Source organism: Enterococcus sp. LJL90 (assembly GCF_056924355.1).
Map to the genome: position 1 here is coordinate 192,304 of NZ_JBXPBQ010000005.1, position 15,152 is coordinate 207,455.

Sequence of the window (15,152 nt, forward strand, 5' to 3'; positions counted from 1 at the left end):
GTAAAAAAATTTTGGCAGTTGTCGCAGTCTAACATCTGACAATCAACTCATCATGGCTATTCTATACTTAATAGTTTAATCTTTTATAAAATTTCTAAACCGGGACCAGCTGCAGCACTGATAATTTGTTCCGGAGAAAAAGTTTGTTTCAATTCCTCTATCAGAGCGGGAACTTGGTTTTTTTTGGTTAAAATTTTAACATTGGGTCCAGCGTCCATTGTAAAGTAGCAGTCAAAGCCCGTTGCCCGCAACTCCCGCACGCGATTCATCGCCACCAGACTGTTTGGAGACCAATAAGTAAATGGCGGCTGCGCACCCAAAGTTGTTGCGTGCATCTTTAATCCATTAGCTTCTGTGGTTTCTCCTAACAATTTGAAATCTTTTTGGGCGATTGCCTTTTTGGCAGTTTCAATATCTTCATTGACGGCCTTCAACCAGCCGTCGTAAAAAACCGAAGTCTCTACCGTCCGTTGCATGCCATCACGACTGGAGACATCTTTTTGCTGGTCATTGATTAAAATAAAAATCATTGCCAATTCTTTTTCCCAACCAGCAGCTTCAATCGGCACAGCAAAAGACGTTTCATCGGAATCGCCCTTTTGCCATTCTGCAAAGCCACCGAAGATGCTGCGACAGGCCGAACCACTACCTTTTCGGGCAAAGCGGGACAATTCAGTCGGCGTCATCTGTAAATCTAGAGCTTCATTACAGGCCCCGGCTAAAGCCGCTAATCCGCTGGCTGAAGAGGCGAGGCCGGCTGCTGTCGGAACAAAATTTTGGCTCTCGACTTTGGCAAAGTCAGTCGTCTTGCCGAGCTTGCGGGCGCGATTTAGAAATTGAATAATTTTTTTGTTTTCAGCGGCGCTTTGGACAGCGCCGTTTAAATAGAAACTATCGGCAGTAAACTCTTTTGAAAAAGTGACCTGCGTTTCACTGTAAAAGGCATCAAGGGTTAACGAAAGTGAGCTGTTCATTGGAATAATCAATTCTTGATCAGCTTTGCCCCAATATTTTATTAAAGCAATATTGGTATGGGCGCGGGCTTTTCCCTGTCTCATTTTTGATACACTCCTAATCCTTGAATCCATGTTTGTTTGGCGCCGGCTTTTTCTTGGGCTGCGGCGATTTGGTTGGCAGTTGCTAAATCCTCTGCTAAGGCAATCAGACAGCCACCTCGGCCGCCACCAGTTAATTTTGCACCGAGGGCGTTGTTGGCAATCGCCGTGTCCGTCAATAAATCAAGGGCATCGTTACTGACACCTAAGGCTTTTAAATTGCGATGAGCTTTTGTCATCAAGCTGCCTAATAAGGTTGGTTGATTTGAAATAATTGCTTGTTTTGCATCTTTGGCCAATTGCCCCAAAATGTGAATAAGCTCTGGTACCGCTGGATTTTCTTGATATTGTTTGGCAACATCGGCCACGGCTCCTCGGGTTTTTCCTTTAATGCCCGTGTCTGCGACGACTAAATAGGCATCGACATTCATTGGAAAGGAACTTAATTCCTGGCCTTTAATAAAGTAAAGGGGATTTGGTCCGCTGGTTGCGGCCGCATCAATACCGCTGGGATTTCCGTGGGCAATTTTTTCTGATAAATTGACAAAGTCCAATAATTCTTGATCAGACAAATCAGTTTTTTGATAGTCAAAATAGCCCCGAGTAATCGCCACGGCAGTTGCTGCGCTGGAGCCCATGCCTCGTTCAGCCGGAATGGTACTGGTAATTTCTAAATGAATGCCCGTTTGCTGCTGGAATTTTTCCTGCAAAGCCGTGATTAATGCTTGAATATTTTTCAAAGGGGCGGGCACATCGGCCAACTTGCCGGAAAAATAAATAGAGTCGAGAGAGTTTTCTGGTCCATCCGTGATTTGTGTCTGAATGTGGGTCGCGAGAAACGGCATCGCAATCGCCGGTTCGCCGTAAACGACAGAATGTTCTCCCATTAAAATAATTTTTCCTGTTGCTTTGCCAAGACCTACTGCTTCCATTGCAAGAAAGACTCCTTATTTAGCTTCCATTTTAGGGAAGTTTTTGGTAATGTTTCAATTTTGTAAGAAACCATGCTTTCCTATTTTATGCTAGGTCTTTGGATTCTGACAAGTAAAAGTTACAAACATTAAGGGAATCCCAAAAATTTTTAATAAAAAATAAGCCTTTCTTGAAAGTATTTGCGATTGACGATTTTTTTCGAAGAGCGTATAGTAAATTGGTTGTGTGGAAACTTTTTAAGAAGAGAGCTGGAGGTTAATGAGCGTGATAGTATTAGCAGGAACGATTGGGGCAGGAAAATCTAGTTTGACAGCGATGTTGGCCAAACGGTTAAACAGTCAAGCCTTTTATGAATCCATTGATGATAATGAGGTGTTGCCATTATTTTATGCCAACCCTGAACAATATGCTTTTTTACTACAAATTTATTTTTTGAATCGTCGTTTTGATAGTATCAAACAGGCGATGAAGGATGATGATAATGTTTTGGATCGTTCAATCTATGAAGATTCGCTACTGTTTCATTTAAATGCCGATTTAGGTCGGGCTACGGAAACTGAGGTCAAGGTCTACGACGAATTATTGGCCAACATGATGGAAGAACTGCCCTTTGCTGCAGAAAAGAAACATCCGGATTTATTGGTTCACATCAAAGTCTCCTTTAAGACGATGCTGGAACGAATTCAAAAGCGGGGCCGAGAATACGAACAGCTGGAATTTGATCCCAGCTTGTATGATTATTATGAAGAATTAAATCGCCGCTACGATTCATGGTACGACAACTACAATGAAAGTCCCAAAATTCAAATTGATGGCGACCGCCATAATTTTGTGGAGGACCCTCAAGCGCAGGAATTTGTGATGCGCTTGGTGGAGGAAAAGCTGGCGGAGATTCGCGGGAATGTTGTGATTTAATTATTTTGAAAAGGAGCTGGCAGTTTTGATGCCGGCTCCTTTTTTAAGAGCCTGCTCATAATTTTTTGGAAAAGCCCGACTTCTATCATATAATGGGGATACGAGGTGAAAAAAGTGGAAAAACGCCGTCAATTCAATCAAGGCAAAAGCAATTGGATTCAAATCAGCAGTCACAATTCAGATACGATTACCGATTTAAAGGAAAAATACCAGCTCACCGATGAAATTTTGGCATATGCGCTGGACCGCCACGAGCAAGGGCGAGTAGAATACGATGGCGATGAAGGTACTTTACTGGTGGTCTTCAATGTCCCCTTTAAAAAACAACCGGACAATCACTATATGACAAAGCCAATCACTTTTATTTTAAAAGAAGAAAATATTTTTACCTTCACAATGAAGGAAAACGAGTTTATCGTACCGATGATTGAAGGCATTTTGCATCAACATCCCGATCAAAGCATCTACAGCTTGCTGTTTCACAGTCTCTTGTCGATTAGTGAAAGCTATTTTCCGCTACTGGAGGAAATCACGGCCCAGCGGATTTTATTAAATGATCGGCTGCGGAACCATACCACCAATAAAAATTTGATTGCCTTGTCAGATCTTTCTGTGGGGCTGGTCTATTTAGTGACAGCTACAAAACAAAATGCGATGCTCTTGGAATCCATCAAAACGTTGGAGGTCTATCGCAAAATGAAGGCCAATGAAAAAGAAGAACTGGATGATGCGCTAGTCGAAGCCAAACAGGCCGACAGCATGGCGCAAATGGCGGCTGACATCCTGCGTCAGCTTTCCAGCACTTACAATAATTTACTGAATAATAATTTGAACGACACCATGAAATTATTAACGGTCTGGTCTTTGTTGCTGACTATCCCGACAATTGTTACTGGCTTTTTCGGTATGAATATGGACCTGCCGTTTACCAATTCAGCCTTTGGCTGGGGAATTGTGGTGGTTATCAGTTTAGGACTATCCCTATGGTTACTGATTATTTTGTGGCGGCGGATAAAATAGAGGCTTAAAATAAAGTTTAATCAGAGCGAACAAATTAAAAAGCAGCCTTTCTAAAGTAGGCAGACAGTTCAACAGGTAGCTTAAGTTAACCTGTTAAAGCTGATGCCCTTTTAGAAAAGTTGCTTTTTTAGTCCTCAATCAGCAAACCTAACCCAGCAGCAATGACGATAGCTTGTTCCTGATTGACCTTCAAGCCTTTCAAAAGTTCTTGAGATAACGCAATTTTTTGAAAAGAATTGCTGGAGAAATCAAGACCACTAAGCTTTGTTCGAAACCAGTTGCTGTCGTCAAGGTTGCAGTTAATTAATTTTAAATGCTGCCAAGTGCTTTCGAAAAATTCACTTTGCGGCAGCTGACAATTTTCAAAGGTGACAACTTTCAAATTGGTACTGCTGAAGCTGCTGAAATCTCCCAGACAATCATCAAAGAGGCAATCGCGGAAATAACTATCGGCAAAATTGGTGCCGGTCAGCTTGCAGTTTTTAAAAAGGACCCGATGAAAGCTGCCGCCAAACATTTCGGCATTGGAAAAATCACAGTGGTCAAAGATGGTATTGCTGATATCCAGATGATCCAAACGAGTTTTGTGGAAAATCACATGGTCCAAATGGCTACTTCTGACCGCAATATTATCGGCGGTTTGATAGCTGATATCCTGACTGTTAAATTGTAAGTTTTCAAACAGCGCTTCTTCCTCCACATCAAAGAAACCTTCTGTGAGGGCGGGCAACTCAGGTAATGCCGGATTATTTTTCTTCATTTAGTTTCGCTCCAATAAATTTTTTGCTCGTTTAAAATTTGCGGTACAAAGTTTGTTGATGAAATACCCAATAGCCGACAAAGATTTCTTTGACTTTACGGGTGATAAAGATGGCGAAGGGGCGAACTGCTGTAAAACCGACTGCCGCCAGTAGCGCTGCTAAAATTAGCCGCCACAAAGCAAAAGCTTGCAGGTGCATGACATCAGCTAAGACAACTAGCAGTGGCGATGCGATAAATGTAGCCACAACCACCCACACCGAAAAGATAATCGCCGCCAGGCCAACCGCAAAACCGAATAAAACCACATCAAGAAATAGTAAACCAACCAAAGCAAGACCATTTATTCTCATAGAGACACTCCTTATTTTGTTTTCTATTTTATTAGTATCCCTTAGAAAACTAAAAATGGCAACGGGACTTTGGTCTGAGAAAAGTTTTTTGATGGGTGGTACTTTAGAATCTGCTTGATGCAGGTCAAAAATTAGCAAAGGCCACATTAGCATTCTGACTCCGCCATCGTTTGCTGGAGAAATTGATAGTCGTTTTCTGTGATATTTTTATCCAGTAAAAAGAAGCCAATCAAAAAGACGGCTATTTTTCTTGAAATAATAATTTTTAAAGGGTCCTTTTTGTTAGCTGGCAAATCAAAATAGAGCCCAAGTAATGGCCGCTGTCCATGCTCTAAGTCTTTGAGTTTGATGCAGATGAATTGTTGGATAAGCAGCCAGTGAATAAAAATGGTTTCTCTAAAATGGAAAACATCTGCAAGTTCGCTTGTAGTCATAGTTTTATCCTCATTTTCTTGATAATAGGCTCATCTACATATACGTTTTTACGCCGCAAATTTTTCTGAAAAATCCTCTTGACATTTTTTCTAAAAGTCTGTATACTGTAAAAGTTGAGAAATAAAAGCAGAAGCCCCGCTTCTCGCCTTAGTTGACAGTGTCACTGGGCTAGATAGAAATTTTCCTGAGGTAACTCAGTTTAATTTGTACGGGCGTGTTCTGAAAAAGGACGCGTTTTTTTGTGTCTTGATTTGTTTCTCTCAATATATTCGGAGGTGAATGACCATAGCAAAGGATATGATGGTTAACGACGGCATTCGTGCTAGAGAATTACGATTGATCGGTGCAGACGGCGAACAGTTAGGCGTTAAAACTAAAGCAGAAGCTTTATCAATTGCTGAAGCAGCCAACTTGGACTTAGTTTTAGTCGCTCCAACCGCAAAACCACCAGTTGCACGAATTATGGATTACGGGAAATTCCGCTTTGAACAACAGAAAAAAGATCGTGAAGCTCGTAAGAAACAAAAAGTGATCAGCGTAAAAGAAGTTCGTTTAAGTCCGACAATTGATGTCAATGACTTCAACACAAAACTTCGTAATGCACGGAAATTCTTAGAAAAAGGCGATAAAGTGAAAGCTTCAATCCGTTTCAAAGGCCGTGCCATTACCCACAAAGAAATTGGTCAAAAAGTTCTTGATCGCTTAGCTGAAGAAACTGCAGACATTGCTACAGTGGAGCAAAAAGCGAAAATGGATGGACGCAGCATGTTTCTAACGCTGGCACCGAAAAACGAAAAGTAAGCATAACCGGTGAAAAATTCACCGATGAAAGATTTTGAGGAGGAAATTAGTCATGCCAAAACAAAAAACCCACCGCGGATTAGCAAAACGTGTTAAACGTACTGGTAATGGCGGTTTGAAAAGATTCCGCGCGTTTACTAGTCACCGTTTCCACGGAAAAACTAAGAAACAACGTCGCCAACTTCGCAAAGCAAGTATGGTATCTCGTGGCGATTACCGTCGTATTCGTCAACAATTAGCAAGATTAAAATAAGAGCCTTACTTGGCTTCAAGAAAACAAAAATTTATCTAGCTTCACCGCTGCTTGTCAGTCGTTGTGAAGGTTTTAAAAATTAGGAGGAATTAACCATGGCACGTGTTAAAGGTGGAACTGTAACTCGTAAACGCCGTAAAAAAATCCTTAAGTTAGCAAAAGGATATTACGGATCAAAACACACTTTATTTAAAACAGCTAAAGAACAAGTAATGAATTCATACAACTACGCATACCGCGATCGTCGTCAAAAGAAACGCGACTTCCGCAAATTGTGGATTGCTCGGATCAACGCAGCAGCTCGTATGAACGGCTTGAGCTATTCTAAATTAATGCACGGTTTGAAATTGGCAGAGATTGATATCAACCGCAAAATGTTAGCAGACTTAGCAGTTAACGATGCATCAGCATTCACTGCGCTAGCTGACCAAGCTAAAACAGCTTTAGCAAAATAAGCACGATTTAAACAATAAAGACTACCTCTCTTGGAAGAATTTTTCCGAGGGAGGTAGTTTTTTTGTTTGGTTAGATTTATTAGTGGGTGGGGAAACTGAGTCAAAGGAAACAAAGCTAGTTGAGTCGTGACTATATTGGCTGAGACGGTATTTTTTTAAATACTAATTTGTTCTAAAAATTTTCAAAACGAAGTATTGCATTTCAAAATGGTTTATAATATTTTTGAATAACGATAAAAAACCGGGAAATCATTTCGAAATCTTTGCTATGAGGCTCATAGTAATAAAGAAATGGATCAAGTTCCTGAAACAATTTATCTTGAACAGTAGGGGGATGGAGCAAATGGATTGGTTAAAAAGACTGTTTGGTAAGCGAAAAGTCACGATATCCGATAAAAGTGAAGATGATACAAATGATTTAGTCACTGAAACATTATGGCTAGAGGTCGAAAGGCAAATCATGAAGTATCCTCGGAAATCTTTAAGACTGACTTTTCAAGATAATGGCGAACTTTCTTTAACAGCGAGTAAGTTAGGCGGGGTAGGCTATTTGCCAATAGATTGGGATTATCCTACCAATGCTAAAACAAATCGGCCATTGTCCCTACTTGCACAATTGAATTTTGATGAGTTACCACATTTAGCAGACTTTCCACACACTGGCCTTCTAGCTGTTTATGTAGATTTTTTTGATGATATGTATGGTATGGATTTTTCTGATCACACATGCCAAACTGGTTTTCGCTTTTTCTATTTTGAAGAGTACTCCGCAGTATCACAATCAAGAGCAACTCTTGAAAATCATGTAAAGCCTTTGTATGAAGAGGAGCTTTACCCTCTCGTAGGCGGAGAGTATCAACTTTTTGGAGAAATTCAAACAGAGTATTTAGCCAGTGACTGTTTTGAGTTCACTGAAAAATTTGGTAATGAGTTGATTGACTGTTTTGATCAATTAACAGAAGGAAATCAAATCATTGCTGAAGAGCTGGTAAACAGATTATCAGTCTTCAACAATGAATGCAGCAAACTCGGAGGCTATCCGTTTTTCACTCAAGATGAACCTCGGAATCCCCAAGATGCAGTATCTTTCAATACGATCTTATTACAAATTGACAGTTTTTGGAGTCCGGACATGTCGCTTATGTGGGGGGACAATGGGATAGCAAATTTCTTTATTTCTCGGGATGACCTGTTGAAGAAAAATTTTTCAAAGGTGTATTACAGTTGGGATTGTTGCTAGCTTGACGTCAAAGGGATTCAAGTTAGTCATTTGATGAAAGGATTAAAGATGATTGAAAAGAAGACAACTTTTGAAAGTGGCCTGATTATTTATTTGAGCAAAAACAATCAGCAACATGAGCCTATCTATTCTGAAAATTATATCCCCTTTTATTGGGAGTTATTTTTTCTAGCTGCAGAACTTGAGTACGTTGACAAAGAGGATGGCCTGTCTTTTAAACTGGACCAAGTAGACCAGGAGCAACAAACCAAGGCTTATCTTCAGAGAATTGGAGATTCAGGTTTGATAAGCTATCAGAAATTTTTAACATGGCTAAATAAAATTTTGCAGGAATACAGTTGTGAGGTTTCAATTTATGGTTTAAAATCGATATTTTTGTGTCAAGATCGGAGTAATCCTGAAGATTTTATAATGAAGGATAACCAGGTTGAGTTACTTGTTGAGATAATGGAATTTGATTTGAATTACTATGTTTATCAAGTGAAGCAAGATATTGAAAGTTATGATAAGTGTCTGTCTGACTATGGTGAAGTACCATTAGATTTACAGGGACAGGAATATTTGCAGTTTACTAAAGCAAGAAAATTGCAGATGAATCAAGAAAGTTTAAAAGTAGTTCGCTCGCAATTAGGAGAGACTTATTTCAAATTTTTAATCCCTGTCTTTCTACTAGGTATCATTTTGCTTTTATTTTCTTCGGTAGTAATCAACCCAAAAGAATCAAAAATTCTAAAGGGAGGACTGGATACGGTCAAAGCTATTTTTGCTCGCATTGTTTTTGGCAGTATCGGTATTGGCTCAGGCTACGCTATCTATAATTTGCTTAAAAAAGTCAGTCAGTTGCAAAAAAGAAAACGGGACCTTAAGGTAGAGATTCGGTTTTTCGAAACTCTATAAAAAAGTGCTCTATTAGTTTTTAAAAGTTGGGTAAAATAAAAGCGTTTATTGCTAAACGTAGTAACTACATGCCATAAATCTTGATCAAATTCTTTTTTAAGAAAAGGGTGGGAAATATGAAGAAGGTGGGGTTAAATATCTTATTTAGTTTATTTCTTTTTGGCTGTTCGTATCGGTTTATGCTCTTACCGGTACAGAGTTTTTTTAGTGGACCATTGCCCTGGCTCATCTTATTTACCTTTGGCGCAATTTTGATTATTTTTATACTGCCGTTTATTTCAGTTGCTTGCCCATTTTTAAGGGGAGAAAACCTGTATTCGATAGGTGCTGCTTGCATTCTATGCTGCTTACTCTGGTTGCTATTTTTCAATTTGAACCTGCCAACAGTGGTGGGAACTAGTGAAGCCAACACCGGTGGCCGTTTAGTGGCACCATATGAGATTTATGCTACAAATCTGGCAGGCTTGGCTATCATTTTTTCACTAGGTACAAAACTTATCCACTCTTATCTTAAATCTTGATTAATTAAGTCAAAGAACTAATGTTACGCCTAAAGATTTAAGAATCTAGCTGACATAAAATTTTTGAAACCTACTTCTAAGCTAATGTAACGAAAGCAGCAGAATAATTTAATACTCATATTTCTCTAAATAATTAAGAAGTCATCTGCTGGTGCAAATTTTTTTTGCGTTGGTCTAACTTGCACCGAGAGTTTGGTGGGTTAGAAAGTGTAAGTCTTTGCAACACAAATGGTATTCAGAATACTAAAAAAATGTAGGAGGTACGAAATGGTTAAATCAGAACAAAATGATTTGTTAAATAAGGAGCTTATAAAATATCAACAAATGTATTGTAAAAAAATAGCCACTCACTTTGAGGACTACCCAGAAGAAATTGCCCAATTTATTTTTACTGCATTTTTTGCTCCGGCTGTGTGGGAAGATGCACATCTGGTATATAAAAAAGTTGTGGAGCAAATCACTTTTTTAGATGGGGAACTACCAATTATGTTTGTAGGGGGAAGATCTCAGAATAAAATCACTAGAAAAAATCAAGCGGTTGGTTTTTTTATAACTGATTATACTATCTATGTCATGGAGCCGAGCGTTTTTTCGGATACTCTTCCTCAAAAGTATGCTTATAGTTCCATGATAAATGAAGCAAATCAAACAGTAAATAAAGCCATCGATGCTTTTGACTGGGATTTTTTAGGACCGATTTTACCTGAAAATGGGAAAGAAGTATTAAGTAACTTCATTTGGGAATCCATTGTAGATATATTGACTTTGAAAAAGGATTTTAATGTTGAACATGTAAGTGTTCAGAAATCAGCTACTCTTGCGGGGAGGATTATTGATTTAGGATTAATGAATGATTCGTGTGTCAAGTTAGGCGAAGATGTAAAGCATCAAAAACATTTTAAAAAAGTCCATAAAAAATTCGGGATACCTGATAATGAGGCGATTCGTTTTGCGGTAACTGATTCGACTTTAGCTGGGGTTTATGGACTTGTGTTAACAGAAGAAAATATATATTCGAAGGATTTAATGGAAAAAACTGAGAAAACTAATCTTAAAGAGCTATCCTCGGCTTATCCAGCAACTATCATCGAAAGCAGCATTAGATTAGGAGATAATATTGTTCACACGCTCCCAAAATATGCAGATAATAAAGAAGCGGTGAAAGAAATCATTGTGGAAGTGATAAATGGTGAGCTGAAAGAAGATTAAGTCTAAATAAAAATTGACCCGCTAATGCGATGATTGGCGGGTGTTTACTTATGAAGGAGGAAGTTTTCTTGCTGTTGTTTACAATGAGATTCACTACCATTTCGAGAGCTAGTGGAAGTGTGCCTGAGTAATTATTTTAAGTCGATCACTGCGGGCTGCCATATGAAAAAAAAGTAAACTAAATACGCAATTAATAAAATCAGTAAAACCAAGGATAGTATTGAGATTGCCCTCCAAAAAAAGTGGGCAGCCCTTTTATTAAGCTGTTTGCCTTTTTTGGCAAAAGAGCTTGATATGACAAAAAACATCATTACTAGAGAAAAAACGAGAAGGTATTGAACTGCATCAGACATAGAGGGAATTCCTTTTTAAAAAAGCATAGCACAATAAGAAAGTAAGTCTGTGATTTTATAAGGGATTAGGAAATTTTTAGAAGAAATTTATACTTGTCATTTAGTGATTCTTTGGAAGAATTTGCAAACTTGTTGTGACTTGAAAAGAAATAAGTAAAGAACTGATAACCCTAGATGATTACTTATCTTAACAATTTTTCTAGCTGATTTTGAGTGTTTCAAATACTTTAGAACAGGGATAATTTTACTAGTAGTTACAGCTAATTTCTTTTCTAGGGGATTGATCATATCCGTTTTGGATGAAAGACATGGCGCTAAAGGTTGGCTATAATTCTTCAAAAAGGGTTAATTGTTATGATGAGAGGTTTTATGTACCTACTAGTCATCTGCAGATCACAAATAAAAAGCCTTTTAAAAAGATTGAATCCTTACAATCCCACACTAAGCGAGGTACCAACCATGACTGAAATCAACAACCAATCGAACACACACCACCCCCCCCCAATCTAACGCAACTCCTCCAACAAGCTGAAGTCCTCTACAATCTAAAAATCCTCCAAGAAATCAAAACGGGCCTTTCCGGTAGCTGGGTCTTTGAAGCGCAGGCGAGTTCACCAGCGATTTTAAAAATCGCTGAATACAGTGAAGACAAAGCCGCTCATCTTAAATTTGAAGTCGAGTGGGTAGATTATTTGGCCCAAAAGATGACTGGCGTTGCCAAACCGTTGCGCAGCAAACATCAGAGGTTACTTGAAGTTATAAAAACAAATGATGGGCAGCAATACTTGCTATTTCTGTAAGAGAAAGCTGCGGGGAAATTGATTGATAGTAGTAATCCTGCTGAGTTTAATATTCAATTATTCAAAAAGCTTGGCGCTGTGATGGGGGAGATGCATCATTTGACCCAGGAGTATCCGAAAAATCAGGAGAATCTTCGCTTTGCCTGGAATGGTCCGCTGACTTGGCGCAAGCAGATTGCGATTTTGGATGAGGCGGTCAGCCGGCGGGAAGTAGAGCTGATTCAAGAGTTAGCTGCGTTGCCAAAAGATAATCGCACCTATGGCATTGTTCATTTTGATATTCATCTTGAAAATTTTTTGGTTGATCAGCAACAGCTAACGCTGATTGATTTTGATGCCTGCCAGTTTAATTGGTATGCAGCAGATATTGCCAGTACGTTATTTTTTATGGTTCAAGCAGTGGCGGGACCGTTAAAAGGGCTGTCTGAGGAACAGCGGCAAAATTTTGCCGAAAAATATTTGATTGCCTACTTAAAAGGCTATTTAAAAAAGAATCAGCTCACACCAAGAGAGCTTAAGCAGATTGATTTGTTTATGAAATATCAAATGGTGGATGAGTATGTCGCTGCCCAGACCTTTGGGCAAAATGATGATCAGGCAGAACAACAGTGGTATTTGCAATGGTTTAAAGACCGTATAGTTGCGGACTTACCCTATGTACAAATTGATTTTGATCGGGTAATCAGCGAGGTATTTGCAGAATAACTGGATCTTCGTAAAAAAGGCTAGCTTAAAATTAGTAGGATAACGTAGACTTAAATGTATCGATCCCCAAAGGTTAGACCAAAAAGCTAGCATTTGGGGTCGGCACAAAATTTAAGAACATATCCTACTTTTTTTTGAGATAATTTTTCAGCTAGTCTTCTGTCCAGCTTGTTCTTCCTAAAAAATAATTAATATCAGTATTCATCTAAAGACAGGTCAGCCAAAGTTTGCTACCATGCTAGAAAAGATGATTGTTAGGACGAGGGGAGAAATCTGAGTGTCAGAAAATAAAAGAAGTAATGGGCCGCAGAAAAAAGGCGGGAAAAAATGGCCGCTGATTATTGGTGGCGTTGTGATTGTGCTAGGTGTCGGGGGCTTTTTCGGTTATCGAGCTTATAGCAGCAGTCAAAATTTGCAGGCCGCAAAAAAGGTTGTCGCTGATTTTACAGATAGTTTGACGGCCGCTGATTATGAGGCGTTGCCGGACTTATTGGTTTCAGATGAGAGCCAAAAGAGTGATTACAGTGATCAAGAAATTGTCGAAAAATACCAAGCGGTTTATGGTGGTGTTGGTGCCGAAAATATTTCTGTAGAAAATATTTCGGTAACTGCCAGCGATGAGGGCTACGATTTTACTTATGATTTAAGCATGACAACTTCTGTTGGGGAGTTGCCGGATTTGCAATATTCCGGCACGGTTGTTTTAGAGGAAGGGGCTGCCAAGTTAAATTGGGCGCCAAGTTTAGTTTTTCCTGAGATGAGCGGACAAGATAAGGTCAGTGTCGCTGTCGATGAAGCGGTGCGGGGTGAAATTCTGGATCGCAATCAGCGACAGTTGGCGGCCAATGGTCAGATATATCAGCTGGGGGTTGTGCCCGGCAATTTAGGCGAAGGGGATGCCCGGACGGAAAATATTGCGGCGATTGCTGAACGGTTTTCGTTAGAAGTTGCGACGATTGAAGCCGCCTTAGAGCAGGAATGGGTTCAGCCAGATTACTTTGTGCCGCTGAAAGTGGTGGACAGTGATTCTGGAGATGTGCCTGAGGGGGCGGTTACGGCAACTGAGGAATTGCCGACGGGTGCTGATATTCGACCGGTGGCAGCGAGAACTTATCCTTTAGGGGAAGCGGCGGCTCATTTAATCGGTTATGTTGGACAAGTCACGGCTGAGGATTTAGAAAATGATCCTACCTTGCCGACCAACGGTGAAATTGGCCGGGCTGGTTTAGAAGCGACCTTTGATGGGGAGCTGCGGGGCAAAAATGGCGGCAGTATCACGATTACCGATGAAGAAGGCAACTTGAAATCCACTTTGGTTGAGGCTGAAAAAACCGATGGCCAAACGATTCATGTGACGATTGATAGCCAAGCGCAGCAAATTGCCTATGATGCTTTGGGTGGCCAAGCGGGTTCTACTGTGGTAACGCAGCCGATGACCGGTGATTTAATTGTTGCGACGAGTTCGCCAAGCTTTGATCCAAATAAGATGACCCAAGGAATTTCTCAAACTGATTACGATGCCTATGCCAATAATCCTGAGCTGCCCTTTATCAGTCGGTTTGCGACGGGCTACGCACCGGGTTCAACGTTTAAAGTGATTACTTCAGCAATTGGTTTGGATAATGGCACCATCACAGCTGACGAGGAAGTCAGCATTGAGGGCTTGAAATGGCAACAAGATGCTTCGTGGGGGGATTATCAAGTGACCCGGGTTTCAGATGTTAACCCGGTTAATTTACGGAGTGCCCTCGTGTATTCTGATAATATTTACATGGCGCAGGAAACTTTGAAGATGGGGGAAACGGCCTTCCGGGAGGGCCTGAACAAATTTATTTTTGGGGAAACCCTCGATCTGCCAATTGCCATGAATCCAGCGCAAATTTCTAATGAAGATAGTTTTAACTCAGAAATTCTGCTGGCAGATACCGGCTACGGTCAAGGCGAATTATTGATTAATCCGATTCAACAGGCAACGATTTATTCAGTGTTCGCCAATGAGGGGACTTTAGTTTATCCTAGACTAATCAAGGATGCCGAAATAAAAACTAAGGACGCTGTCGTATCGGCTGATGCCGTGGCAACAATTGTTGCCGACATGCAGGCGGTTGTCACCGATGCTAATGGGACGGCCCACTCTTTAAACAGTCTGGGGATTCCGATTGCGGCTAAAACCGGCACGGCCGAAATTAAAGAGACACAGGATGAATCCGGTCAGGAAAATAGTTTTCTCTTGGCCTTTATTCCTGAAAAGAAAAATTATTTGGCAATTTCAATGATGGAAAATAGCCAAGACAGTACCTCAGCAAAAAATACGGCACCAGCATTACTGCAATATTTAAATGGTTTGATGTAAATTTTTAGCTAGAATAATAGGACCGCTAACTGTTAGCTCAAAAACTAATAGTTGGCGGTCTGTTTGTCTTCAAAGAGTTATAAACATTTTAGAAG

At 40.0% G+C, this 15,152-nt stretch carries 16 protein-coding genes; 11 read left to right on the top strand and 5 right to left on the bottom strand.

Annotated elements, in window-relative coordinates:
* Positions 1-83: 83 nt before the first annotated feature.
* Together mvaD and mvk are read right to left on the bottom strand one after the other, a co-directional pair.
* The gene (gene mvaD / locus AC1Z3S_RS12765; RefSeq protein ID WP_461740681.1) at positions 84-1,058 is read right to left on the bottom strand and encodes a diphosphomevalonate decarboxylase; all 975 of its coding nucleotides are present in this window, start codon (positions 1,056-1,058) and stop codon (positions 84-86) included.
* Positions 1,055-1,987 carry a mevalonate kinase gene (mvk, locus tag AC1Z3S_RS12770; protein WP_461740682.1) on the bottom strand — a complete coding sequence of 311 codons (933 nt, stop codon included), beginning with the start codon at positions 1,985-1,987 and terminating at the stop codon, positions 1,055-1,057. Before mvk ends, mvaD begins: the two co-directional genes overlap by 4 nt.
* A 259-nt stretch (positions 1,988-2,246) precedes the next feature.
* On the opposite strand from mvk, the gene AC1Z3S_RS12775 reads away from it, so the two are divergent.
* Both AC1Z3S_RS12775 and AC1Z3S_RS12780 read left to right on the top strand, forming a co-directional pair.
* Complete coding sequence (locus AC1Z3S_RS12775; protein ID WP_461740683.1) at positions 2,247-2,903, top strand: deoxynucleoside kinase; 657 nt, start codon at positions 2,247-2,249, stop codon at positions 2,901-2,903.
* A gap of 114 nt (positions 2,904-3,017) precedes the next feature.
* Positions 3,018-3,923, top strand: coding sequence for a magnesium transporter CorA family protein (locus AC1Z3S_RS12780; protein ID WP_461740762.1), 906 nt, complete (start codon positions 3,018-3,020; stop codon positions 3,921-3,923).
* A 127-nt stretch (positions 3,924-4,050) separates the two neighbouring features.
* Here the strand turns inward: AC1Z3S_RS12780 and AC1Z3S_RS12785 are convergent, their stop codons facing one another.
* From AC1Z3S_RS12785 to AC1Z3S_RS12795, 3 genes are all read right to left on the bottom strand, one after another.
* Positions 4,051-4,683 carry a pentapeptide repeat-containing protein gene (locus AC1Z3S_RS12785; RefSeq protein ID WP_461740684.1) on the bottom strand — a complete coding sequence of 211 codons (633 nt, stop codon included), beginning with the start codon at positions 4,681-4,683 and terminating at the stop codon, positions 4,051-4,053.
* 31 nt (positions 4,684-4,714) lie between these two features.
* Positions 4,715-5,035 (bottom strand): DUF1700 domain-containing protein, encoded by a 321-nt coding sequence (locus AC1Z3S_RS12790; RefSeq protein ID WP_461740685.1) that lies wholly within the window; start codon positions 5,033-5,035, stop codon positions 4,715-4,717.
* A 146-nt stretch (positions 5,036-5,181) separates the two neighbouring features.
* On the bottom strand, positions 5,182-5,469 hold the full coding sequence (locus tag AC1Z3S_RS12795; protein ID WP_461740686.1) for a hypothetical protein: 288 nt from the start codon (positions 5,467-5,469) through the stop codon (positions 5,182-5,184).
* 280 nt (positions 5,470-5,749) lie between these two features.
* On the opposite strand from AC1Z3S_RS12795, the gene infC reads away from it, so the two are divergent.
* The 9 genes from infC to pbp4 all read left to right on the top strand — a co-directional run bounded on the left by infC (position 5,750) and on the right by pbp4 (position 15,057).
* A complete protein-coding gene (infC, locus tag AC1Z3S_RS12800) occupies positions 5,750-6,271 on the top strand; it encodes a translation initiation factor IF-3 (protein WP_265459772.1) in 522 nt (173 codons plus the stop codon).
* A gap of 52 nt (positions 6,272-6,323) precedes the next feature.
* Complete coding sequence (gene rpmI / locus AC1Z3S_RS12805) at positions 6,324-6,524, top strand: 50S ribosomal protein L35 (RefSeq protein ID WP_461738027.1); 201 nt, start codon at positions 6,324-6,326, stop codon at positions 6,522-6,524.
* Between the two features lie 95 nt (positions 6,525-6,619).
* Entirely contained in the window at positions 6,620-6,979 is a 360-nt protein-coding gene (gene rplT, locus AC1Z3S_RS12810; RefSeq protein WP_265459774.1) for a 50S ribosomal protein L20, read from the top strand.
* Positions 6,980-7,322: 343 nt separating this feature from the next.
* A complete protein-coding gene (locus AC1Z3S_RS12815; RefSeq protein ID WP_461740687.1) occupies positions 7,323-8,219 on the top strand; it encodes a YwqG family protein in 897 nt (298 codons plus the stop codon).
* Between the two features lie 48 nt (positions 8,220-8,267).
* Entirely contained in the window at positions 8,268-9,116 is an 849-nt protein-coding gene (locus tag AC1Z3S_RS12820) for a hypothetical protein (protein ID WP_461740688.1), read from the top strand.
* Positions 9,117-9,232: 116 nt separating this feature from the next.
* Positions 9,233-9,637 (top strand): hypothetical protein, encoded by a 405-nt coding sequence (locus tag AC1Z3S_RS12825; RefSeq protein WP_461740689.1) that lies wholly within the window; start codon positions 9,233-9,235, stop codon positions 9,635-9,637.
* A 267-nt stretch (positions 9,638-9,904) separates the two neighbouring features.
* A complete protein-coding gene (locus AC1Z3S_RS12830) occupies positions 9,905-10,846 on the top strand; it encodes a hypothetical protein (RefSeq protein WP_461740690.1) in 942 nt (313 codons plus the stop codon).
* A gap of 1,171 nt (positions 10,847-12,017) precedes the next feature.
* The gene (locus AC1Z3S_RS12835; RefSeq protein WP_461740691.1) at positions 12,018-12,704 is read left to right on the top strand and encodes a phosphotransferase enzyme family protein; all 687 of its coding nucleotides are present in this window, start codon (positions 12,018-12,020) and stop codon (positions 12,702-12,704) included.
* A gap of 277 nt (positions 12,705-12,981) precedes the next feature.
* A complete protein-coding gene (pbp4, locus tag AC1Z3S_RS12840) occupies positions 12,982-15,057 on the top strand; it encodes a penicillin-binding protein PBP4(5) (RefSeq protein WP_461740692.1) in 2,076 nt (691 codons plus the stop codon).
* Positions 15,058-15,152 lie beyond the last annotated feature (95 nt).